The 22,157-nt window shown below is 61.1% G+C and carries 20 protein-coding genes; 10 read left to right on the top strand and 10 right to left on the bottom strand.

Features of this window, described 5'->3' with window-relative positions; all coding sequences use genetic code 11:
• From BUA15_RS12140 to BUA15_RS12105, 8 genes are all read right to left on the bottom strand, one after another.
• Nucleotides 1-636: hypothetical protein (locus tag BUA15_RS12140; RefSeq protein ID WP_143149615.1), on the bottom strand; the 636-nt coding region annotated here is incomplete at its 3' end.
• Between the two features lie 318 nt (nucleotides 637-954).
• Nucleotides 955-2,148 carry a lactate 2-monooxygenase gene (locus BUA15_RS12135; RefSeq protein ID WP_072716254.1) on the bottom strand — a complete coding sequence of 398 codons (1,194 nt, stop codon included), beginning with the start codon at nucleotides 2,146-2,148 and terminating at the stop codon, nucleotides 955-957.
• A 504-nt stretch (nucleotides 2,149-2,652) separates the two neighbouring features.
• A complete protein-coding gene (locus BUA15_RS12130; RefSeq protein WP_423815759.1) occupies nucleotides 2,653-3,036 on the bottom strand; it encodes a hotdog fold thioesterase in 384 nt (127 codons plus the stop codon).
• 72 nt (nucleotides 3,037-3,108) lie between these two features.
• On the bottom strand, nucleotides 3,109-5,262 hold the full coding sequence (locus BUA15_RS12125) for a 3-hydroxyacyl-CoA dehydrogenase NAD-binding domain-containing protein (RefSeq protein ID WP_072716253.1): 2,154 nt from the start codon (nucleotides 5,260-5,262) through the stop codon (nucleotides 3,109-3,111).
• A gap of 5 nt (nucleotides 5,263-5,267) precedes the next feature.
• The gene (locus tag BUA15_RS12120; RefSeq protein WP_072716252.1) at nucleotides 5,268-6,482 is read right to left on the bottom strand and encodes an acetyl-CoA C-acetyltransferase; all 1,215 of its coding nucleotides are present in this window, start codon (nucleotides 6,480-6,482) and stop codon (nucleotides 5,268-5,270) included.
• A 14-nt stretch (nucleotides 6,483-6,496) separates the two neighbouring features.
• The gene (locus BUA15_RS12115) at nucleotides 6,497-7,498 is read right to left on the bottom strand and encodes a quinone oxidoreductase family protein (protein ID WP_072716251.1); all 1,002 of its coding nucleotides are present in this window, start codon (nucleotides 7,496-7,498) and stop codon (nucleotides 6,497-6,499) included.
• Between the two features lie 44 nt (nucleotides 7,499-7,542).
• The gene (locus tag BUA15_RS12110) at nucleotides 7,543-8,472 is read right to left on the bottom strand and encodes an MBL fold metallo-hydrolase (RefSeq protein WP_072716250.1); all 930 of its coding nucleotides are present in this window, start codon (nucleotides 8,470-8,472) and stop codon (nucleotides 7,543-7,545) included.
• Nucleotides 8,469-9,092: a TetR/AcrR family transcriptional regulator gene (locus BUA15_RS12105; RefSeq protein ID WP_072716249.1), complete on the bottom strand. Its 624-nt coding sequence runs from the start codon at nucleotides 9,090-9,092 to the stop codon at nucleotides 8,469-8,471. Before BUA15_RS12105 ends, BUA15_RS12110 begins: the two co-directional genes overlap by 4 nt.
• 176 nt (nucleotides 9,093-9,268) lie before the next feature.
• Between BUA15_RS12105 and BUA15_RS12100 the strand changes: the two genes are divergently transcribed.
• Entirely contained in the window at nucleotides 9,269-10,621 is a 1,353-nt protein-coding gene (locus BUA15_RS12100; protein ID WP_072716248.1) for a phosphoglycerate dehydrogenase, read from the top strand.
• Here BUA15_RS12100 and BUA15_RS12095 read toward each other — a convergent pair.
• Nucleotides 10,618-12,021: a GWxTD domain-containing protein gene (locus BUA15_RS12095; protein WP_245772037.1), complete on the bottom strand. Its 1,404-nt coding sequence runs from the start codon at nucleotides 12,019-12,021 to the stop codon at nucleotides 10,618-10,620. The genes BUA15_RS12100 and BUA15_RS12095 overlap by 4 nt on opposite strands.
• 37 nt (nucleotides 12,022-12,058) lie before the next feature.
• Nucleotides 12,059-12,595, bottom strand: a complete 537-nt coding sequence (locus BUA15_RS12090; protein ID WP_245772036.1) for a hypothetical protein — start codon at nucleotides 12,593-12,595, stop codon at nucleotides 12,059-12,061.
• Between BUA15_RS12090 and BUA15_RS12085 the strand changes: the two genes are divergently transcribed.
• The 9 genes from BUA15_RS12085 to BUA15_RS12045 all read left to right on the top strand — a co-directional run bounded on the left by BUA15_RS12085 (nucleotide 12,594) and on the right by BUA15_RS12045 (nucleotide 21,638).
• Complete coding sequence (locus BUA15_RS12085; protein ID WP_072716246.1) at nucleotides 12,594-13,382, top strand: heme ABC transporter ATP-binding protein; 789 nt, start codon at nucleotides 12,594-12,596, stop codon at nucleotides 13,380-13,382. The two genes, BUA15_RS12090 and BUA15_RS12085, sit on opposite strands and share 2 nt — an antisense overlap.
• Complete coding sequence (locus tag BUA15_RS12080; RefSeq protein WP_072716245.1) at nucleotides 13,379-13,942, top strand: cob(I)yrinic acid a,c-diamide adenosyltransferase; 564 nt, start codon at nucleotides 13,379-13,381, stop codon at nucleotides 13,940-13,942. Before BUA15_RS12085 ends, BUA15_RS12080 begins: the two co-directional genes overlap by 4 nt.
• A gap of 70 nt (nucleotides 13,943-14,012) precedes the next feature.
• Nucleotides 14,013-15,677 carry a urocanate hydratase gene (gene hutU / locus BUA15_RS12075; RefSeq protein WP_072716244.1) on the top strand — a complete coding sequence of 555 codons (1,665 nt, stop codon included), beginning with the start codon at nucleotides 14,013-14,015 and terminating at the stop codon, nucleotides 15,675-15,677.
• Between the two features lie 10 nt (nucleotides 15,678-15,687).
• Nucleotides 15,688-17,214, top strand: a complete 1,527-nt coding sequence (gene hutH, locus BUA15_RS12070; RefSeq protein ID WP_072716243.1) for a histidine ammonia-lyase — start codon at nucleotides 15,688-15,690, stop codon at nucleotides 17,212-17,214.
• Nucleotides 17,214-18,446 carry an imidazolonepropionase gene (gene hutI, locus BUA15_RS12065; RefSeq protein WP_072716242.1) on the top strand — a complete coding sequence of 411 codons (1,233 nt, stop codon included), beginning with the start codon at nucleotides 17,214-17,216 and terminating at the stop codon, nucleotides 18,444-18,446. The genes hutH and hutI overlap by 1 nt, the downstream gene beginning before the upstream one ends.
• The gene (locus BUA15_RS12060) at nucleotides 18,430-19,380 is read left to right on the top strand and encodes a formimidoylglutamase (protein WP_072716241.1); all 951 of its coding nucleotides are present in this window, start codon (nucleotides 18,430-18,432) and stop codon (nucleotides 19,378-19,380) included. Before hutI ends, BUA15_RS12060 begins: the two co-directional genes overlap by 17 nt.
• 78 nt (nucleotides 19,381-19,458) lie before the next feature.
• On the top strand, nucleotides 19,459-20,760 hold the full coding sequence (locus BUA15_RS12055; RefSeq protein WP_072716240.1) for a peptidoglycan DD-metalloendopeptidase family protein: 1,302 nt from the start codon (nucleotides 19,459-19,461) through the stop codon (nucleotides 20,758-20,760).
• A 343-nt stretch (nucleotides 20,761-21,103) separates the two neighbouring features.
• On the top strand, nucleotides 21,104-21,352 hold the full coding sequence (locus BUA15_RS12050; RefSeq protein WP_072716239.1) for a hypothetical protein: 249 nt from the start codon (nucleotides 21,104-21,106) through the stop codon (nucleotides 21,350-21,352).
• 25 nt (nucleotides 21,353-21,377) lie between these two features.
• Nucleotides 21,378-21,638 carry a hypothetical protein gene (locus tag BUA15_RS12045; RefSeq protein WP_072716238.1) on the top strand — a complete coding sequence of 87 codons (261 nt, stop codon included), beginning with the start codon at nucleotides 21,378-21,380 and terminating at the stop codon, nucleotides 21,636-21,638.
• Nucleotides 21,639-22,157: the final 519 nt, after the last annotated feature.

Here is a 22,157-nt window from a genome sequence, read left to right as displayed (position 1 = left end):
TCCCCCCTCCTGCTGCCACCACCGCGGATCCTCCTGCGTCGGCGGCCAACTCCCCCCGCCCCCAGCTGCCGAACACACCACCTCCACCTCCTCAAACACATAACACCCACACGAAGGCACGTACATGAACGACGCACCCCCGCTGACCGCACAGTCATTCCCCTGCACCACCGCCGAACCCGACGACGAACCCCTGCGTCCTACCCACCAACGCAACGCCCACAACACCCGCTCATGCGACGGCACCCACGCCAACACCTGCCCCCAAAGCACCCCCTCCCACTCCCTCCGAAACCAGTACACCTGCTCCCGGCCCCCACTTTCCCGCACCCACCGCCGCGGTACCCGCAACACCACGTACCGATACCGCCAACGCCCCGCCTCGTCGCGCCAGCTCACAAACGCCACATACGGCGCCCCCAGCGCCTGCCGCACCTGCTGCAACCAGGCCACCACCTCCGCCCACCGGTCCCCCGAAACCTGCGGCAGTGCTCCTGACGAGACCGACGGCAACGGCGCAGGCCCTTCCTTTGGCAACGAGGCCGGCGGCAACGGCCCCAGCACGCGCTCCGCCTCGCAGCCCAGCAACAACAGGCTCAGCAACAGCAGACCGGTCCCGTAGCGCACGCTGCACATAGCTGCTGTCTGGATGGGTCTGTGGGAAAAGCTGGGGGATACAGAAATGCCGGGTCGCTGGGACCACAGGGTACGATGGGCGCAGGTAGCTTGTCGCTTGCGGCGCGCGGTCGGGGGCAGGTGTGTTTGCGCCGGCGCCAGGTTGCCCGGAACGTCTGGATGCATCCGGCAAGGTGCCGCAAGCCGGCCGGACAATCCGGCGAGAGCGGCCGGCCCATAGACGAAGTGCTCCTGAAAGACCGCTCAGGAAGCCGTGAAAGAGCGCTTCATAAAGCTGCGCAGCACCAGCTTGCGCCCCGACCGCGCAGGTCCGCTCCTTCAGTCCTCCAGGCGATGGAGGACTGTTCGGTCAACCTCGTCCCAGTTCCGGCAACCGAGCAGTCCAAGCGCCAGGTCGAGTTCGGCCAGCAGGTTCTCCAGCACAAAACGCACGCCGGCCTCACCGCCGACGGCCAGTCCCCATGTATACGGCCGGCCCAGCAGTACGGCCCGGGCCCCCAGGGCTATTGCCTTGAGCACATCGGCCGCCCGGCGGATACCACTGTCAAACAGCACAGGCAGCCGATCCCCTACCGCTTCCACCACCGCGGGCAGCGCATCCAGCGCCGCAATCGCCCCGTCTACCTGGCGTCCGCCGTGATTCGAGACGATCACACCGTCCATGCCGGCCTCTGCCGCCTGCCGCGCATCGTCCGGATGCAGGATTCCCTTCAATAGAATGGGCAACCGGGTATTTTTCTTTAGAAAGGCCAGGTCCTCCCAGGTCAGGTCCGGGTTGGAGAAAATGCGTGCAAACGTCAGGATAGCGGCTGTCGGATTGGATTCCGGGGGTTCATCGAGGCGTCGGCGAAAGACCGGGTCGGAGAAATAATTGGCCAGCCCTTCGCCGTGCAGAAACGGCAGGTAGGCATGCTCCAGGTCTTGGGCACGCCAGGCCAACAGCGGGGTGTCGAGCGTGACCACCAGCGCTTCATAGCCTGCCGCCTCAGCTCGCTGAATCAGACTGACGGTCAGTTCGGGATCGCGCCCCCAGTAAAGCTGAAACCAGCGCGGCGCGTTTCCCATTACCTCCGCCACCGCTTCCAGGGATACGGAGGAGACCGTGCTCAGCACGAAGGGCACGCCCACGGTGGCAGCCGCACGGGCTACAGCCCGCTCGCCTTCTGGGTGCAGGATTCCCTGCACACCGATAGGGGCCAGCAGTACAGGAGCCGGAAGCCGGCGCCCCAGCAATTCGATGTGCAACGCTCGCTGCCCGACGCCACGCAGCATCCGGGGTACCAGCTGCCAGCGACGAAACGCCTCCCGATTGGCCTGCACGGTCTCCTCGCCCCCTGCGCCACTGCACAGGTAGGCAGCTACTTCCGGACGCAACACCTCACGCGCCCGGACTTCCAGCGCCTCGATCGCTATCGGAAAAGGCGGCCTTTCGCCGGCCAGTCCGTTCAGATAAATCTGAAGCTGGCGCTGCATTCCCGGCGAAGCCGCAGGCTCAAAAGCATCCTGGGCCATACTGCTTTACCTCGGGTATGCCCACCCCGATAAGTCTCAGGTTTATATCGCTGAAGCCTTTAGGTCAATTTACACGGCTTTGCCCACTTAAACCAGCCTTTTCTGCGTTTCCGCAACAGGCAGGCCAGATTGATCAGCCTGATTGACCGTGGTCAACATTTTGATAGCATTGCCGTTCAGATACAGCCAGCCGTGCGTCGCAGCGTATCCTTCATGCTGCAGTGCTTGAGGACGATTTGATAGATCAATCTGCGGAGGGCAGCCACCCCAACCGAGGACAGGGCGGCATGCCACCGACTTTTCAGGTTCCGAGCTGCAGCTGCAGCCGGGCCAACAAGGTAAGCTTACTATCCAACCAGATTGCGCACATCTGGAATATCATGTAGCGTCTCCTGCCCGTCCCTTGCTACGGGAAGCGCCCCAGCGACTAGCTCACTTTCCCGAGTAGCAGCCCCAAAACGCTTTCCGGGCCATCTGCTTGATTCTGCCTCCACCATCCCATAGCTATTCCTGGTAGGCCAGCACAGCCAGAGTCAGACGGCTGATGCATACCAGTCGGTCCTGTTCATCATAGATGCGAATGTCCCACACCTGCGTGCGGCGGCCCAGATGAAGTGGTCGCGCAATGCCTTTGACCAACCCCGAACGGACCGACCGAATATGATTCGCATTGATTTCCAATCCCACGCAATAATAACGCGCCGTGTCGATGCACAGGTGGGAACCAACGCTTCCCATCGACTCGGCCAGCGCTACCGAGGCTCCGCCATGCAGCAGGCCAAACGGCTGCTGCGTCCGATGATCGACCGGCATGGTAGCCACCAGGTAGTCGTCGCCAATTTCCGTAAACCGGATGCCCAGATGCCCCATCAGGTTACCTTCGGTCATCCGGTTCAGATCGTCCAGTGTAGCCGGTTGCTTCCAGATTGTCACGGTTGCCATACGACTTCCTGGTTTGGGTCAGACAAACGCTTCGCCGCGGCGTGCCATCTCGCGGAGGCGCTCCGGCGGGGCAAACCGCTTGCCATACCGCTCGGCCAGGACTTCCGCCCGGGCTACAAAGCGCCCGAGGCCATACGCATTGATAAATTGCAACGTACCGCCGTAGAAGGGGGCAAACCCCCAGCCCAAAACACTGCCAACGTTGGCGTCGGCCACAGAAGAGAGCACCCCTTCTTCCAGGCAGCGCACCGTCTCCAGCGCCTGGATAAACAATAAACGATCGATCATTTCCTGCTGCGAGAGGGTAGTCCCTTGCGGCGGAAAAAGCCGGCGCAACTCCGGCCACAGATACTTCGGTCCGTCTTTAGGATACTCGTAAAAGCCGGCACCGTACGTTTTGCCCAGCCGATTGTGCTGTCGAACCATCACGTCGAGCACCTGGTAGGCAGGATGCGGCGGTAGCGTTTTGCCCTCGGCCGCCAGGTCTTGCTCCGTTTGCTCCCGGATGTGCTGCATGAGCTGCAATCCGACCTCGTCGGCCACTGCCAGCGGTCCGATAGGCATTCCGGCCTGTCGGCCTGCCACCTCAATAGCCCGGGGATGTTGGCCTTCAGCCAGCAGCGCCAGCCCCTCGTTCAGGTACGCCCCGAACACACGCGACGTGTAGAATCCCCGGCTGTCGTTTACGACAATCGGGGTCTTGCCAATTTTGCGCACATAGTCAAAAGCTTTTGCCAGCGCCTCATCGGACGTCTGGCGTCCCCGGATCAACTCTACCAGCCGCATGCGGTGCACCGGCGAAAAGAAGTGGATGCCCACAAACTGCCGGGGCCGTTGCGCATAGGCAGCCAGGCTGGTAATGGGCAGGGTGGACGTGTTCGATCCAAAGACCGCATTGCCCGGCAATAGCGGCTCAATTTCCCGAATGACCTGCGCCTTGACCTTCCGATTTTCAAAAACCGCTTCAATGACCAGGTCGCATCCCGACAGGTCTTCGCTGCGATCGGTCGTCTGGATGCGGTCGAGCACCGCCTGTTTTTCTTCAGGCGTAAGCCGCCCTTTTGCCACGCGCTCGTCCAGTAGCCTGGCAATGCGATGCTTGCCTGCTTCGGCCTTTTCCCGCGAGACATCCTTGAGCACCACTTCCATACCGGCCAGGGCAGTCACGTAGGCGATGCCATGCCCCATCAGTCCAGCCCCGAGCACACCCACTTTTTTCGTTTCGGTAGGCGGCACGTGGGATGGACGGCTGCGCCCCCTGTTGATTTCATTGAGCTGAAACCAGAACGTCTGAATCATATTTTTCGCCACCGGACCGGTGGCCACGCGGGCAAAGTAGCGCGACTCGATGCGGCTGGCTGCGTCGAACGTGACAAGCGCCCCTTCGACCGCTGCACTTAAAATGGCGGCGGGGGCTGGATAATTACCCCAGGTCTGTTTGCGGAGCATGGCAGGCGCTGCAGCCAGGAGCTGAAACATCCGGGGATGACGCGGATCGCCTCCCGGCATTCGGTAGTCGGGTCGATCCCAGGGTTGCGTCGGGTCGGGCCGGGAGCGGATCCAGGCCCGGGCCTTTTCCAGCAGAGCTTCCGAGCTTTCAGCCAACTCGTGCACGATTCCTGCCTGCAGCGCTTCGCGCGGTGAGAGCTGCCGCCCTTCGATCAAATACGGATACGCCTCCTGAAGACCGAGTAGCCGGACCAGCCGGGTAATTCCCCCGCCTCCGGGAATCAGGCCGAGCGTCACCTCGGGAAACCCCAGGCGAATGGAGGGGTCGTCCCGTACGATCCGCCGGTGGCAGGCCAGGGCCAGTTCCAGCCCGCCTCCGAGGGCCGTTCCATTAATTACAGCCACCACAGGTCGCCCCAGCGTCTCCAACCGCCGCAAGAGCGTTTTAAACTGCTCAGCCTGTTGGAACGCCTGGGCCGGATCCTGCAGCGCCAGCAGGGCTTCCAGGTCGGCTCCGGCCAGAAACGTAGGCTTGGCAGAGGTCAGCAGGACGCCGACCAGGGTGTCCTTTTCCTGCTCCAGTCGGTCTAGCGTCGCTGCCAGCGCGTTGGCAAAAGCTTCGTTAATGACATTGGTCGAGCGTCCTGGAAGGTCCATCGTGAGCGTGACGATTCCTTCAGCGTCACGCTCGTAGCGAATGGCCGGTTGTACTGATTCGACCATGGCCGTTACACCCGTTCGATGATCGTAGCGATGCCCATGCCGCCGCCCACGCAGAGCGTGATCAGGGCCGTCGAAAGATCGCGGCGTTCCAGTTCGTCGAGGGCGGTGCCCAGCAGCATCGCGCCGGTAGCCCCCAGCGGATGTCCCATCGCAATGGCCCCGCCATTTACATTCACGCGTTCCAGGCCCTCGTCTTCCAGCCCCATATCGCGCAAAAATTTGAGCACCACGGCCGCGAACGCCTCATTGACCTCAATCAGATCAATGTCGCGGAGCGTCATGCCCGCTTGCTGCAGCGCCTTTTTCGAGGCAGGAGCTGGACCGGTCAACATGATGGTGGGCTCCGTGCCGACCAGTGCTGCTGCAACAATTCGCGCCCGTGGTTTGAGGCCCAGCGCCTCGCCCTTTTCCTTTGAGCCGATCAGCACGAGCGCTGCGCCATCGACGATACCCGACGAGTTGCCGGCCGTATGGACGTGGTGGATGCGTTCGACAGTAACGTACTTCTGAAGCGCCACCTCATCAAACCCCATCGCTCCCACCATCTCAAAAGCCGGAGGCAGCGCAGCCAGGGCTTCGAGCGTGGTATCGGGCCGGATATGTTCATCTCTGGCCAGCACCACCAGCCCGTTCTGGTCACGCACGGGCACGATCGATTTGAAATACCCCTGGGCTTGCGCGTGCGCAGCTCGCTGTTGCGAGCAGAGCGCATAGCGATCCACATCTTCCCGCGAAAATCCTTCGATTGTCGCAATCAGGTCCGCGCCAATGCCCTGGGGTACAAAGCCAATCTGCATGCTAACAGCAGGATCCAGCATCAAGGGTCCCCCGTCGGTGCCCATGGGCACGCGCGACATAGACTCGACCCCGCCAGCTACGACCAGGTCTTCCCAGCCGGAGCGCACTTTCATCGCAGCCAGGTTGACCGCGTCCAGTCCGGAAGCGCAAAAGCGATTGATTTGAACGCCAGGTACAGAAAGGTCCCAGCCCGCGTAGAGGGCGGCTGTTTTGGCAATATTGCCCCCCTGCTCTCCGATAGGGGTTACGCACCCCAGAATGACGTCGTCCACCTGCGAGGTGTCCAGGTCATGACGCCGCTTGAGCTCGACAAACAGCGTTGTAAGCAGGTCAATGGGTTTGACTTCATAGAGTGATCCCGTCGTTTTGCCTCGGCCACGAGGCGTGCGGATTGCATCAAAGATGTAAGCGTCGCGTGCCATAGGCAGATCATTTTTTACAGGCGGACCACCACCTTACCGACGCTTCGGCCGGCATGCAAATATTCGACCGCATCCGCTACGGATTCTAGTCCTTCAAATGGCGTAGGATCGATAGCAACGTGCAGTTTACCCGTGCGGTACAGTTGAAAGAGTCGCGGCAGATGGGTGCGAAAGTGCGTGACAAAGTGCGGCAGGAAAAAGCCAAGCACCGACGCCGATTTAGCAATGAGCTGTGCGTAAATGCGCGGCTGCGTTACTGGCTGGGGGCCGGTAAGGTACTCACTGATGAACCCGATGCACAGCAGCCGGCCGTGCCGCGCCAGCGCCTTGAGGCACAGATCGAACAGCGCACCACCGACGCTTTCATAGATCACATCTACGCCATCCGGGAACGCCTCGCGCAGCACGCGGGCCACATCTTCTTCCCGATAGTTGATTACGCGGTCGCACCCCAGCTTCCGCAGCAGGGCGGCCTTCTCCGCAGAGCCACAGGTACCAATCACCGTGCAGCCAGCCAGGCGGGCCAGTTGCACGGCATACTGGCCGGTTCCACCGGCAGCGGCCGTTACCAGAACGGTCTCCCCGGCCCGAATGCGCGCCACCTCCTCCAGCGAAATTGAGGCAGTCAGTCCGCTGATAAGGAGGCTAACTACTTCGGGCGAAACCTCTGGCACCGGGATCGCATGCCTGGCCGGTACGAGTTGATATTCGGCGTAGCCGCTCCCCAGCCTGATAGTGCCTACAGGATCACCCGGTTTGAGATTTTCTACGCCTTCTCCTACGGCTACGACTTCGCCAACAGCTTCGGCGCCCAGGTCAAAGGGAGGCGTTGTGGTGGGATAGTAACGGCCAGCCGTGATGTTGACATCCGTGGCATTCACCCCTGCGAAACGGTTGCGGATCAACACCTCACCGGGTCCGGGACGAGGCATCGGTACTTCGACAAGTTCAGCGGCTTCACGAAAGTTGGACGTCAGCCGCCGCGCAACCAGCTTGCGATAGGTTCTGGGTAGCATAGGCCCCTAGCAGTTGATTTGTTACACATGAGAGACGATAATAATTACGAGGTACGCTGCTCCTGCTTGCGCCGCCAGTAACGCGCCAGCCCAAACCAGCTTGCTCGCGGCTGGCCAAACTGCTCATAGCGGGACACGAGCGTCTCGTCCTGAAGGCAGGCGCGCATTTCCGCCATCACGCTTTCATGAAATGCGTCGGCCCGCTGCGCATCCTCCCCCTCAGCAGCCAGCGAGCGCTGCACCGCCTCAAGCATCGCATCAAGCCGGCGAGCCATCTGATCCAGGTGTTCCTCGGGGTCTTCCGAAGGGCCAAAGTGCGTGACGAAAAGCCGTCGCGGCCGCCATTGGGCGATGCGCTGCAAGCTCTCATGCCAGGCCTCTACCTGAATGTCAGGAGGCGGCGCTACCGGGAGCACGCAGCGCGTGCCCGTAATTTGCATGCCCGCCGTGTCGCCGACAAAGGCTGTGCCCGTATCCAGATCCAGAAAACTGACGTGATGCACCGCATGGCCCGGTGTATACGCCACTTCCAGGGGACGTCCACCGGGGCGGATCCGTTCGTTTCCATCGAGCGCTATCACCTGGCTCTCCGGCACCGGCAGCACCGCTCCCCAGAGCGGCTCCATCAATTCCCCGTAGAGCCGGCGAGCGCTGGCCAGCAGACGACTTGGATCCACCAGGTGCGGTGCTCCCAAGCGATGCACAAATACCTGCACATGCGGGGCTTCGGCCACAATGGACCCGGTCGCGCCGGCATGGTCCAGATGAATGTGCGTTAGCAGCAGCGCGCGCACATCATTCAGCGAAGCACCCGCCTCTTGCAAGGCAGCCTTCAGATGCGCTAGCGTAGAAGTTGGCCCTGGATCTACCAGCAACAATCCTTCAGGGGCTTCCAGGACGGCACAGGCGATCAGTTGATCTGTGCCCAGATAGTTCAGATCCAGGTAACGTACGCTGCCGTCCAGTTCGGTCATACTTCGCGATTATCTTTGCGTCGCATGAGCCGGCAGAGTCCACCGATGGCCTGCCGGATAGCGTGTTCGATCAGCGCTTCGTGGTCCACTTCCAGCCGTAGCCGCACCAGGCGTCCGGCCAGCAGCAAGCTGACAATGCCATGCAGCGCGCTCCAGAACGACACCGCTGCTACGCGAACGTCCGGCATTTCCAACCCATGGCGGTGCACGTAGTCCTCAATGGCCTCCACAATGGGATCCAGCAATCGATAAGCCCGCTGCATCCGCTCCTCCGGATAGGAAGCCAGCTCCCGCGGATGCAGCATGAACAGAATTTCGTAGGATTCAGGATACGTCAGTCCAAAGTCTACATAGGCTCGGGCTAACGCCTGCAACCGCGCTCGTGGCTCCTCAATGGATTGAATCTTCGGATCAAAGAAGCGTTCGGCCAGTCGCTCTTGCGCCCGATCCAGCAGCGAAAACAGCAGTCCTTCCTTATTGTCAAAATACAGGTAAAGACTTCCGACACTGCAACCAGCCCGCTGCGCGATGCGCCGCATGGTCAAACTGCCGTATCCTTCGCGGATCAGCAGGTACTGGGCGGCTTCCAGGATCGCTTCCTGCAGTTCGTTACGACTCAATGGTACTACACGAAAGATTGAACAACCGTTCATTAAAAATAAACCGTAGCAAGTGATAAATCAAGAAAGGAAGCGCTTTCTTTTGTGGGGACCCTGTGAAGGCAGCGCACCTTTTCCCACACATTGCGTTGAAGTGCCAGGCTTCTGCCCCCACGTGATCACTCCCTCAGGGTCCCATGGCCAAAATTGATGGCGTCCGCTTCCTCAACGATCAGTTCAAAAAGGCGCTCATTCTGGAGCACCCCGATCCCAGCCTGGATGATTACCTGCGCGCTCAGGGCATTGAACCCGAACGGCTACCGGATGCCGTCGTGCAACAGCCCGAGGCCGTCATTGAGCGCCTGAAGGAAGGGCAGCATGATCTAATTTTTAAGCGCAGCCGCTTTCTTGTCGACGAGCGCGTGCTGCAGGCCTCGGAAAACCTGGCCGCTGTCATTCTCTGCTGCATTGGAGACGACTCAGTAGACAAGGAAGCCTGCGCACGGGAAGGGGTCATGGTGATGAACGACCCCATCAGCAACGCGCGCTCGGTCGTTGAGCTGGTCTTCGGCGAGATGATCTGCCTGGCGCGTCGGGTCTTCCAGGCCAATGAAGCAGCTCATCGTCACGTATGGACCAAGGATAATCGCAAACGGTACGAGCTGCAGGGCAAAACCATCGCCATCATCGGCCTGGGCAATATCGGTAAGCAGGTGGCCCAGATGGCCGAAAAGTTTGGCATGCAGGTTTACTTCTACGACAACCGTGAAGTAGCCCGCGAAGTAGGCCGCACGCTGGGCTGGACAGCCTGCCGAACGCTGACCGAAGCATTCCGCGTGGCCGACTTTGTGACGGTCCATGTGTCGGCCGAAGATCACCGCGGCCGCTCCAATCGCAACCTGATCACGTACGAACACTTCGCCCAGCTCGGAGCAGAACGCGGACCCAATAGCCCCCGCATCTTTATCAATGCAGCCCGAGGCTTTATCCATAAACCGGAAGACCTGATCCGAGCGGTTCAGGAGGGACATGTGCAGGCAGCCGCGGTCGATGTCTACCCCAGTGAACCTGCCAGCAAGGACGACACCTGGCACAACCCGTATGCCGGCATTCCAGAGATTGTCTGCACGCCCCACATCGGCGCAGCAACGCAGGAAGCTCAGCCGCGCATTGCGGCCTACGTAGCCGGCACGGCCCATCTGTTCAATAAGTACGGCACCGTGCGCGACACGGTGTTTGGTCCAGGACAAGTGATTGGCGTCGAAGCCGAACCACCATACTGGGTGCTCAGCGTCGTGCATAGCGATGCGCGAGGAACAAAAAAAGCAATCAGCGACGCCATCTACGAAGCCGGGGCCAGCAACCTGCAATCAAGCCACCGGGATTTTAGCCGCTACGGGTTTGCCTATGAGGTAAGCGCCATCGATAAGCCGCTCTCCCAGGAGCAACTGATGCGCATTGTCGAAACAGCACGGCGCATTTCGGGTGACCCTACTGCCATCCGGGCGATTCGTCAGTTTTATGTGCCTGCCAATGGCACCGACTTTTAAAGCACCTGCCCCGTGCGCCAGCGCCTCAGCGCTTGTTGCCATACTTCGTAGTAGAAAGGGTGGCGACGAAGCACGTAATGCCCGAACGCTGCCCCGGACTGGTACACACGCTCAAACACAAACACGTAGCGCGAATCCTGCTCATTGTACGTGTAATACCAGAGGTGCGCATCAAACCGCTCTTCGATAAAGAAAGGAGGCCCCAGTATCACGTAGACCATGCCCCGATCCGTCTGCCAGCCCTCTTTAAAGGTAGTGAACTGCCAGTTGGCCTGTTCAATGCGCTCATAGTACAGGCGAAGCAAACGCGCTGCCCTACGTCGATCGCCGATCAGGCGTCCCCAGAAGGCATCAAAGCGATGCCGGAGCTCCACGGGCGTCCGAGCCGCGCGCAGAAACGCCCATTCCTCTGGATAGGTCAGATAGACCAGAGCCTCGACCATCTGATCCAGCGTCGTCACCTGTGGAAAGGCAGGGCTATGCACAGCCAGCTCGCGGCGACTAAGGATCGAACGGTGCTGCCCTTCAACCTGAGCGACCACCTCCACCCGATAGACACCCCGTTTCACCAGAGGAGGTAAGGGAAAATCTACCTGTATCTGACCCCTTAACCCTTCCACCCGGCGCGTAGACACCCGGAGCGTCTCCGGACGGTCATACCGGATGCCCTGATAAGGCAGCGTGCCAGGCATTGGCATCAGGTCATACGGCAAACGCGCCGCACTGGTATCCGTTAGAAAATACATCAGGCGCATTTGCACCTGCACCTGATGCTGCGGCCTCAGCCTGAACAGCTTGACTGCAGCCCGCAGCGAATCGCCTGCGGCCGCGACATGGAGACCCGGATAGACCGCATAGCGTCCATCGGCCGCACGCTGCATCAACCACACAGAGCTGAGCACAGGGCCCTGAGCGGTCGGATCTAACAGATGGATCTGACGGCGATGCGTCGCATAGCGCCGGCTGCTCCGATCCATCACCGTCACCTCCAGCCGATACCGGCCCGGTTGATAGGCTACAAACCGATGCCACACCTGGAAGGCGTGCGTGCGCGTCGCCGCAAAGCTCGGAACCCAGAGCGTATCATGAAAAGCCTGTTCATAACGCACCTGTCCCATTTCGTCCAGAAGTCGAACCAGCACTTCATAGGTCGCCCGATAGGCTGTGTCCACCTCCACAAAAACCAGCGAACGTGGTCTGAGCCCTAGATATAGCTCAACGCCTGACCTGCCATTTCGCAACACAGGAATAGCTTCCAGTACGAACGCAGGCGCTTCGAAGGCGTCCGATGCCTCCAATGCTGCAGGAACACTGCGACATCCTCCGCTCCCCACCAACACGCTTCCCCACCCCACCAGCAGGATGCAGCCTATCCTGGTGGGTGCCAGGTGCGTCCTCACGACAGCCATTTTCCTTCTAGAAATTACCCGCATGCTATCAGGGCACCTGGATCATCAGGTCTCCGTACGAAACTAGATCGGTGCCCCGGTAGACGTAGAGTCGGTGGAGCCCTTCCAGACGAGCCAGGTTGCGGTCGGGTGTCAGCACAGCAGGATCGAACGTAAACACATAGGCACCGGGCTGCGTGAGCGACGGATGCTCGTCGAGCAAGCGCGGCCGGCCCTCTACATCGTTGGCCCAGAGGCTCAACCCGCCGCTCAGCGAAGAAAAGACATAAAAGGGCAACCGCACCTCGCCGCCAGAAAACGGGTTGGGATAGGCCGGATCAAAACGAAGATATCCCCGGTAGGCCGGCGCCACGCGCCAGTCGTCTGGATCCACAGAAAGCACCTGCCCATTTTCGTCGGTTCGGGTGAAGCCTTCCGGCGGCCGGAGGGCCGCGCTCAGAAAATCTTCCTGTTGCCGCGTGTCGCATCCGGTCAAAATCAGAAGAAGCAGCAAACCGGCTTGCACCAGACCTCCGACCGTTGTAGCATAAGAGCGTCGATTCCGGAGACAGGTTACTGGCTGCATGGTCACAGCAAATGGATTACAGGTAGCGCTTGGTGGGCGCACGATTCTACACGGACTCACCTTCCAGATTCCGGCCGGTTCCTTTGTGGGCTTGCTGGGACCAAACGGCAGCGGTAAAACGACGTTGATTCGTACGATCAGCGGCGTGTTGCCCTACAGCGGACAACTGCTCCTGGAAGGGCGGCCGCTGCAGAGCTGGCCCCGCCGCGCCCTGGCCCGGCGGGTAGCTGTGGTGCGCCAGGCCCCCACGCTCGCCTTCGACTTCACCGTTGAAGATATCGTGTTGCTGGGACGAGCGCCCCATAAAGGCTGGCTGGAACCTTTCACGACGACCGATCGGGTCCGCGTGCGCGAGGCTCTGGCGACCGTTGATCTGGCAGACGCCACGCATCGCCTGATCCACACGCTCAGCGGCGGAGAGCAACAGCGCGTCTTTCTGGCCCAGGCACTGGCTCAGGAAGCAGACCTGCTCCTGCTCGACGAACCCACCGCCCACCTGGACGTGCATTATCAGTTTGAATTTCTCGATCGCGTGCGCGACTTGGTCGCGGCCGGCCGCACAGTCGTGGCGGTCTTTCATGATCTGTCGCTGGCTGCCCGCTACGCCGACCGACTGCTGGTCCTGCACCAGGGACACCTGGTAGCCGACGGACCACCCGATGAGGTGCTCACCGAAGACCTGATCGCTCGCGTCTTTCGCATGAAAGCACGTATCCACGACCTGCCCGATGGCATGCGTTGCATTCACTACCTTCATCCGATCACCGAAACCCCGACGCTCTCATGAAGATCTACACCCGCACAGGAGACGACGGCACAACCGGCCTGTTTGGCGGCGGACGCGTGCCCAAAAGCCATCCGCTGATTGCCGCCTATGGGACCGTAGATGAGCTGAACGCCTGGCTGGGACTGGCACGTACGCAGTTGCTCTCTGAGGAATCTGACCTGGAAACCCTTCTTCAGCGTCTTCAGGGCATGCTCTTCGAGGTGGGAGCCGACCTGGCCACCCCGCTCGACAGCCGGGCCCGTACCGTCCGCATCAAAGCAGACCACATCGACAGCCTTGAACGGGAAATCGACCGTCTGGAAGCCCAGCTTCCCCCTTTGAAAACCTTCATTCTGCCAGGCGGTGCACCCGCTGCGGCCACGCTGCACGTAGCCCGCACGGTCTGCCGCCGGGCCGAACGGCTCGTGGTCGAAGCCCTGCAACAGGAGACGCTTAACCCAGAGGTCTTACGTTTTTTGAATCGCCTTTCGGACCTGCTGTTCGTGCTGGCGCGCTGGGTCAACCATCGCCGGGGCACAGCAGAGACCCCCTGGATGCCAGAAAAGCACTCAACAGCCTGAACTTTCCCAGAGGCCGAAGCGTTTTGCATGCAGATCGGAAGCGCTTCGAACACCATCCACTCACACGGCCATGGAAACGACACGGACCGTCATTCGGGCTCCTCGCGGCACCCAGTTGCACTGCAAAGGCTGGCACCAGGAAGCCGCCCTCCGCATGCTGATGAATAATCTGGATCCGGACGTCGCTGAAAAGCCGGATGAGCTGATCGTCTACGGTGGCACGGGCAAGGCTGCCCGCAACTGGGCCTGCTTCCACAAAATCGTTGAAACCCTCAAGCGGCTGGAGAACGACGAAACGCTGCTGGTGCAGAGCGGCAAGCCGGTCGGTGTCTTTCGCACGCACGAAATGGCTCCGCGCGTGCTGATCGCCAACAGCAACCTGGTGCCGCGCTGGGCTACCTGGGACGAATTTCGGCGGCTGGAAGCCCTGGGCCTGATCATGTATGGCCAGATGACCGCGGGCTCCTGGATCTACATCGGCACGCAGGGCATCCTCCAGGGAACCTACGAGACTTTCGCCGAATGTGCCCGCCAGCATTTTGGAGGCACGCTCAAAGGACGGCTGGTAGTCACTGCAGGTCTGGGCGGCATGGGCGGCGCTCAGCCCCTGGCCGCCACGATGAATGAAGCAGCCTTCCTCGGCGTGGAAATCGATCCGGCTCGCATTCAGCGCCGCCTTGAAACGGGCTATCTGGATGAGATGTGCACAGACCTGGACGAGGCCCTGGACAAGGTACTACGGGCCCGCGCCAACGGCGAAGCCCTTTCCGTGGGACTCCTGGGCAACATCGCGGACGTGCTGCCTGAGCTCGTGCGCCGGGGCATTGTGCCCGACGTCGTTACCGATCAGACGGCAGCCCACGACCTGCGCTATGGCTATATCCCCTCGGGCCACACGGTGGAATCGGCGGCGGCCTTCCGGGAAAAAGACCCGAAAGGCTACGAGGAGGCCGTGCTCGACTCCATGCAGCGGCACGTGGAGGCCATGCTCAGCTTGCAGGAACAGGGTGCGATCGTCTTCGACTATGGCAACAACCTGCGCGGACAGGTGGCCGACCACCGTGGCATGCAGGAGGCCTTCCGCATCCCGGGCTTTGTGCCGGCCTTTATCCGCCCGCTCTTTTGCCGGGGAGCCGGGCCGTTCCGCTGGGCGGCGCTGTCAGGCAATCCGAACGACATTGCAGTCACCGACCAGGCCGTCATCGAAACGTTCCCTCACAAAGAAAGCCTGGTGCGCTGGATCCAGAAAGCACGCGAAAAGGTGCGTTTCCAGGGTCTGCCGGCACGCATCTGCTGGCTTGAATATGGCGAACGGGCCGAAATGGGCCTGAAGTTCAACTGGCTGGTCCGAAAAGGCAAGATTGAAGCGCCCATTGTGATTGGCCGCGATCATCTGGATGCGGGCTCTGTTGCCTCGCCCAATCGGGAGACCGAAGGCATGAAAGACGGCTCCGATGCGATTGCCGACTGGCCGCTCCTCAACGCGCTGCTTAACACGGCCTGCGGGGCTAGCTGGGTATCGATCCATCATGGTGGGGGCGTGGGCATTGGCTACTCGATCCATGCGGGCATGGTCTGTGTGGCCGATGGCACCGAACAGGCTGATCTGCGGCTGGAACGGGTGCTGACTGCCGATCCGGGAACTGGCGTCATGCGTCATGCTGACGCCGGCTACGAACTGGCCATCCAGACAGCCCGCGAACGGGGCCTTGACCTACCCATGATCACCGGCTAACTGAACGCCTATGGAACCCGTTACCCCAGCGCTTACCTGTTCGGTCCGGATCGCTTCTCTGTACGACGACCTGGAGCGGCGCCTCCAGGAACTGCGGCAGGATGCATCGGCCGTAGCTGCCGCCCGGGCACGCGTAGAAGCAGCCCTCCAGAGCGGCGGCGTCTATTACGGCATCAACACAGGCTTCGGGGCTCTGGCGCGCACGCGTATTCCAGCCGACCGACTGGCTCAGTTGCAGGAGAACCTGCTCATCAGCCACGCGGTCGGCGCAGGGCCCTGGCTGCCTCGGGAGCTATGCCGCTTGATGCTGCTGCTCAAAATCCACGCTCTGGGCCTTGGCTATTCGGGCATCTCCCTTTCCACCTTCGAGCGGCTGCTGGATTTTGCCGAGCGCGACCTGATCCCGGCCGTGCCCAGCCGGGGCAGCGTGGGCGCTTCAGGCGATCTGGCCCCCCTGGCCCATCTGGCCCTGCCGCTGATCGGGCATGGCTACTTCTGGAACAGAGAGGGCACCGCGGTGCGTCCGGCTGCTGAGGTGCTGGCTGAGGCCGGCCTGTCCCCCATCCGGCTGCAACCCAAAGACGGCCTTTCGCTCATCAACGGCACCCAGCTTATGAGCGCCTGCGGGGCCTACGTGCTCGAAAAAGCCCTGAACCTGGTGAAAGTGGCCGACATCCTGGCCGCTATGAGCCTGGAGGCCCTGCAGGGCAGCATCAAGCCGTTTGACCCCCGCATCCAGGCTGTGCGTCCTCATCCCGGGCAGATCCGCGTGGCCGAAAACGTCCGCATCCTGCTGGTCGATAGCGAAATTCTCGAATCGCACCGGCACTGTGGCAAGGTGCAGGATCCCTACTGCCTGCGCTGCGTGCCCCAGGTGCACGGCGCCAGCCGGGACGCGCTGGACTATGCCCGACGCGTCGTGGAAATCGAAATCAACGCAGCCACCGACAATCCGCTTGTCTTTGAAAACGGCGACATTCTGAGCGGAGGCAACTTTCACGGCCAGCCGCTGGCCCTGGCGCTCGATCTGGCCGCCATGGCCCTGGCCGAACTGGCCAGCATTTCGGAGCGCCGCATTTACCTGCTCCTGGAAGGGCACGACGGCCTGCCACGCCTGCTGATGAAAGACACGGGCATCAATTCGGGCTTCATGATTCCGCAGTACACAGCCGCCGCGCTGGTTTCCGAAAACAAGGTGCTCTGCCACCCAGCCTCGGTCGATTCCATCCCGACCAGCCTGGGTCAGGAAGATCACGTGAGCATGGGCAGCATCAGCGCCCTCAAGCTGCTCAACGTGCTGGAGAATGTCGAGCACGTGCTGGCCATTGAGCTGTTCACGGCTGCGCAGGCGCTCGACTACCGGCTTCCACTGCGGCCTGGCCGAGGCGTGGAAATCGTCCACCGGTACGTTCGAAAACAGGTACCCCATCGGGAAGCCGACCACTTCTATCAGGAGGACATTGCCCGCTGCCTGGCAATGATCCGGAGTCGGGAGCTCCCGGACCTGGTCGCCCGTGAACTCCAGCCGTTACACTGATGCCCGTATTGACGAACATTCGCCAGCTCCTGACGTGCCGGGCCGAAGGGGGCCAGGCTGCATTGCACGCCATTGAGCGGGCTGCGCTGGTCTGGGAAGGCGACACCATCGTGTGGGTGGGTCCCGAAGCTGCGTTACCGGCTCGCTTTCGGGCAGCGGAACGCTTCGATGCCGGTGGGTGTCTGGTGGCTCCTGGCCTGATCGACTGCCACACCCACCTGGCCTTCGGAGGGTGGCGGGCCGACGAGTTCCGGATGCGCTGTCAGGGCGTCTCTTACCTGGAGATTGCCCGGCAGGGTGGCGGCATCCGGCGCACGGTACAACAGACGCGAGCAGCTTCGGAAGACGATCTCTACCGTCGCTGCCTGCGCTTTTTGCAGGAAATGGCCCTGCTGGGCATTACCACGGTCGAGGCCAAAACCGGCTACGGGCTTTCGCTTGAGGAAGAGCTGAAGTTGCTGCGCGTCTATCAACGGTTGCAAACGCACCAGCCCGTGCGCCTAATTGCCACACTTCTGGCCGCCCATATTGTCCCTCCAGAGTACGCAGAGCGCCGCGAGGCCTACCTGCAGCTCCTGATGGATGAGTTGATCCCTTACGTAGGCAGCCAGCACCTGGCCGACTTCTGCGACGTGTTTGTGGAAGAAACGGCCTTCACGGTGGACGAAGCCCGGCAGATTCTGGAACGGGGCAAAGCATTCGGGCTGCGCCCCAAGCTGCACGTTGACCAGCTGCACGACGGCGGTGGGGCGCAGCTGGCCGCCGAAGTCGGAGCCATTTCGGCCGACCATCTGGAATATGCGGCCGAAGAAGGGATTCGGGCTATGGCCCGGGCGGGCGTGGTGGCCGTTGCCCTTCCCCTGGCCACGCTGTACCTGCGGCAGCGCCCGATGAATGCCCGCCGCTTTATCGAGGCTGGCGTCCCGGTAGCCGTTGCCACCGACTTTAATCCGGGCAGCGCGCCCACCTATCATCTGCCCCTGGCCATGACGTTGGCCTGCATCCTCTGCGGGCTAACGCCAGCCGAAGCCCTGAAAGGCGCCACCTGCTACGCCGCCCGCGCCATCGGGCGCGACCACGAGCTCGGCACGCTTGAACCCGGCAAAAAAGCCGACTTTATCCTGATCGACGCAGCAAGCGTGGACCACTGGCTCTATCATTTTCGCCCAAACGCGGTGCAGGCCACCTTTATTGGCGGACAGCGCTTTGAAAACTATGCTGTTACCGGCTGACGCCTTTACCTCCCCACCTGTCCCCTCGGACGTCTGGGATCCCACCGACCTGCGCGTGGGACAACTGCTGGGCCGGGCGGTTCGTTCGGCCGAAGAAGCTACCGTCGTCCTGGTGGGGTTTCCCTCCGACACCGGCGTGCGCCGCAATGGAGGGCGCCCCGGTGCCCGCCAGGCCCCTCAGGCCATCCGCGAAGCCTTCTACCGTCTGACTCCGGATCCCCGGGCTGGCCAGGCATTCATTGCGCTGCTGGAGCGTACGTTCGATCTGGGCGACTTTCGCATGAAGCGCACCCTGGAGGCCTCGCAGGAGCATTTCGGTCGCCTGATCGCACCGCTGCTCCGTGCCGGTAAGCTGGTGATCATCCTGGGCGGAGGCCACGAGACGGCGTACGCGCATTTTCTGGCCTACGTGCACGCGGCGCAGCCTGTCCACATCCTGAACTGGGATGCCCACGCTGATGTGCGTCCGCTGCGCGACGGCAAAGCCCACTCGGGTTCCCCGTTTCGCCAGGCGCTTACCCATCCCTCCGGCTGCTGCCAGAGCTACACCGTTGCCGGGTTGCTGCCGCACAGCACCGCCCCGGACCATCTGCGCTTTCTGCATCAGCATCAGGCCCACTACTTCTGGCGCGACGCTCTGACAGAGGACCGCATTGCTGACCTTTACTCCCCGGAGCGCACCCCCCTCATGGTCAGCTTCGACCTCGACCTGGTTGACCAGGCTTTCGCGCCAGGCGTCAGCGCACCGGCCACCGATGGCCTGTCTCCGGAGCGCTGGTTGCAGGCGGCCTACGAAGCCGGCCGCTGCCCGGCCGTCCAATCCATGGATCTGGTCGAGTGCAACCCTCGCCTGGATCGCGACCGGCAGACCATCCGGCTCGCTGCGCTTACGCTCTGGACATATTTTTGCGGGCTGGCAGAACGCCTCCGATGAAAAAAACTTCAGGGCTGCCTCCGCTGCAGACCGGTTTGTATATTGCGTTCCTGATTGGCAAAGGCCAGATAGACCATCATGCGGGCATTGCTTCGTTCGTGGCTGCTCAAAGGTGCACTGCTCTTCGCGCTGGCGCTGCCGGCTTTCTGGTATGCCCGCCATACCCTTCCGCGCTCATCTTCTATGCCTGCAGAAGCGCCTTCCTCCACATCTTCGGTTCCTGTTATCTATTATGATGCCTTTGGCATCGAGGAAGGGCGGTTCAAGCGCGAGACCCATCGCATCCGACGCGGCGAGACGTTCGCCGACATCCTGACGCGCTACGACGTACCCTACGCTCGCGTGCTGGCGCTAGCCCGGGCCGCCCGCGACGTGTTCAACGTGCGACGGCTACAGGCCGGACGCCCCCTGCATGTGTATCGCGACACCAGCGGCGCCCGGGTATTCGTCTACCAGCCCGATCCCATACGCTTTGTTGTTTTTGATCTGCGGAAGCCCCTGCAGGTCTATGTGGGCCGACGCGCTGCCGAGCACGTCGTTCGACGCGTAGCCGGAACGATCACGCGCTCCCTGTACGAAACCCTGCAGGAAGCCCATGCCGATCCGGAACTGGCCCTCCGGCTTGCTGAAATTTTTGCCTGGCAGATCGACTTTTACCGCATTCAGCAGGGCGACCGCTTCGTGGCGCTCTACGAGGAGACGCGCATCGACGGTGAGCCGGTAGGCATCACCCGCGTCCTGGCCGCCCGCTTTCAGCACCGGGGTGAAGATTTCTATGCGTTTCGGTTTGAACACGCTGGCGGTGTGGATTACTACGACGAAAACGGCTACAACCTGCGCAAGGCCTTCCTGAAAGCTCCGTTGCGCTATAGCCGAATCACCTCACGCTACAGTCTGCGCCGGTTTCATCCGATCCAGAAGCGCTACAAACCCCATCTGGGTACCGACTATGCTGCCCCGCCCGGCACGCCGGTCTATGCTACCGGCGACGGCGTCGTGGTGGCCGCCGGCTACACGCGCGCCAACGGTTACTACGTCAAGATCCGGCACAATGCAACCTACACAACCGGCTACCTGCACTTCTCGCGCATTGCGAAAGGCATTCGGCGGGGCGTGCGCGTGCGCCAGGGACAGGTGATCGGCTACGTGGGCAGCACCGGCCTGGCCACCGGCCCGCACGTGTGCTACCGCTTCTGGAAAAACGGTCGCCAGGTAGATCCCCTGCGCGAAAAGCTACCGCCCGGCAAACCGGTACCCGACTCCCTGCGCGATGCGTTTTTTCACGTGCGGGACCAACTCATGCCCCGCCTTCTGTTCGAGCCGCTTGCCTACGCTGAGACGGCCACCTCCCGACCCTCCAACGCTGCCCTCCTGCAATAGCAGCAGCATCAACGCCCTCATCTGTCGATCCCACCGAACCAGGCGGCAAGCTGCATGGCGTGGTCTCAGTGTTTTTCCCGACGATCCGCTGCGCGTGGTAGCAGGGAATCCGCTCTTTCCCTGCCTGTGGCTTAAAGGCCGGAGGCGTAGGCAGCCCATCACTTTGCGGGCAACAGAATCCTGAACTCACTGCTGTGGCTGGGTCGAACATCCAGTAGCGTTACTGGTTTGTACCACGGCAGGTCCAGTTATATATTGGCCTTGTGCGTATCTGACATTATGCTCCTTCTGTGAAGGAAGGGATGGTTCTGTCTGTCAATATTGACAACGGTAGCTTGTAACCATGATTACAACAATCTTGCCTTTGCTGCTGATTCTTTTGCTCTACCCATTGACATTTACATGGAAAAGGATGCCGCCGCTCCTTGCTTTGCTCATCATGGGCGGACTGGCGCTGTTCTTTCTGGCTGTTGCCTTCATGGAGGAACAGAATAAATATTTTTCTCTATTTCTTGCCACTATTGCTCTGGGAGCAGGCGTACGATATCTGAAGAGGTATCGCACATTCCAAGCATTTTCAGATCAAAGCTGAACCTTTAACAAAAGGAGACGGTCCCATGAAGCCTCAAGATTGGTTACCGATCCTGCTGATCCTGAGCATCTTTTTACTCTTTCTCCCCTTTCGCCGGGTCTATCAACAGTTGCCGGACTGGGTGGCCTACAGCCTCTACTGGGCCGTCATCGGCCTGATGGTGCTGGCAGCCTTCCTGGCCCAGGCAACTGAACATCTGGGCTTTGTCCTGGCCTTCTTTACGCTGGCCTTTTTCTATCTGGTGCATACCCGCCGGCAGCAGCGCCAGGCAGACCGTGCTTCCTGAACCGCAAAGCCTATGGTAGCGAGATTCGCAACAGCGAGGAGGCCCTGGAAGAGAGGGATTCTGACACTCTGCCTGTGGTTAGGATTGGGAGGTGCGGTCCGGGGACAGGACACGCTGTACCTGTCCCCGGACCTTATTCTTCCGCCTGAACATTTCGGTCGCGTCATTGCTTTGGCCACTGATTCATCCGGACGTAATTCCTCCGGGATATCCACTTAAGCTCCAAAAGCAACCGAAACGCACACACTGGCCATATGTGAATGCGTTACTCATGGATGCTCAGGGACGTATCTGGGTGCGGATTGAATCCGGGAAGCAGACGCCTCATCGAACGATTTACTGGACTGAAAAACTTGGATTTGTTGTCTTTGAGGGAGCCGTCGAATTAAAAACGATCCATCACGGTTACGCATGGGGCATTCAGGTTGATTCGGATGGTTTGACCTCCGTGGTACGCTATCGTCTCCCGTCACAATGAACCCTTTTTTCAGACAGCGATTGTTCCCTCCGCCACTCCAT

The organism is Rhodothermus profundi (genome assembly GCF_900142415.1).
Classification (GTDB): Bacteria; Bacteroidota; Rhodothermia; order Rhodothermales; family Rhodothermaceae; genus Rhodothermus; species Rhodothermus profundi.
Note: the sequence above shows the minus strand (reverse complement) of the source record. Positions and strands in the feature narration are given on the sequence as shown.

What these genes read in the sequence shown, in the direction of transcription:
- BUA15_RS12135 (WP_072716254.1), bottom strand. Translation starts at nt 2,148, where the DNA reads ATGGCCCAGGATGCTTTTGAGCCTGCGGCTTCGCCGGGAATGCAGCGC.
- BUA15_RS12130 (WP_423815759.1), bottom strand. Translation starts at nt 3,036, where the DNA reads ATGACCGAAGGTAACCTGATGGGGCATCTGGGCATCCGGTTTACGGAA.
- BUA15_RS12125 (WP_072716253.1), bottom strand. Translation starts at nt 5,262, where the DNA reads ATGGTCGAATCAGTACAACCGGCCATTCGCTACGAGCGTGACGCTGAA.
- BUA15_RS12120 (WP_072716252.1), bottom strand. Translation starts at nt 6,482, where the DNA reads ATGGCACGCGACGCTTACATCTTTGATGCAATCCGCACGCCTCGTGGC.
- BUA15_RS12115 (WP_072716251.1), bottom strand. Translation starts at nt 7,498, where the DNA reads ATGCTACCCAGAACCTATCGCAAGCTGGTTGCGCGGCGGCTGACGTCC.
- BUA15_RS12110 (WP_072716250.1), bottom strand. Translation starts at nt 8,472, where the DNA reads ATGACCGAACTGGACGGCAGCGTACGTTACCTGGATCTGAACTATCTG.
- BUA15_RS12100 (WP_072716248.1), top strand. Translation starts at nt 9,269, where the DNA reads ATGGCCAAAATTGATGGCGTCCGCTTCCTCAACGATCAGTTCAAAAAG.
- BUA15_RS12085 (WP_072716246.1), top strand. Translation starts at nt 12,594, where the DNA reads ATGGTCACAGCAAATGGATTACAGGTAGCGCTTGGTGGGCGCACGATT.
- BUA15_RS12090 (WP_245772036.1), bottom strand. Translation starts at nt 12,595, where the DNA reads ATGCAGCCAGTAACCTGTCTCCGGAATCGACGCTCTTATGCTACAACG.
- BUA15_RS12080 (WP_072716245.1), top strand. Translation starts at nt 13,379, where the DNA reads ATGAAGATCTACACCCGCACAGGAGACGACGGCACAACCGGCCTGTTT.
- hutU (WP_072716244.1), top strand. Translation starts at nt 14,013, where the DNA reads ATGGAAACGACACGGACCGTCATTCGGGCTCCTCGCGGCACCCAGTTG.
- hutH (WP_072716243.1), top strand. Translation starts at nt 15,688, where the DNA reads ATGGAACCCGTTACCCCAGCGCTTACCTGTTCGGTCCGGATCGCTTCT.
- hutI (WP_072716242.1), top strand. Translation starts at nt 17,214, where the DNA reads ATGCCCGTATTGACGAACATTCGCCAGCTCCTGACGTGCCGGGCCGAA.
- BUA15_RS12060 (WP_072716241.1), top strand. Translation starts at nt 18,430, where the DNA reads ATGCTGTTACCGGCTGACGCCTTTACCTCCCCACCTGTCCCCTCGGAC.
- BUA15_RS12055 (WP_072716240.1), top strand. Translation starts at nt 19,459, where the DNA reads ATGCGGGCATTGCTTCGTTCGTGGCTGCTCAAAGGTGCACTGCTCTTC.
- BUA15_RS12050 (WP_072716239.1), top strand. Translation starts at nt 21,104, where the DNA reads ATGATTACAACAATCTTGCCTTTGCTGCTGATTCTTTTGCTCTACCCA.
- BUA15_RS12045 (WP_072716238.1), top strand. Translation starts at nt 21,378, where the DNA reads ATGAAGCCTCAAGATTGGTTACCGATCCTGCTGATCCTGAGCATCTTT.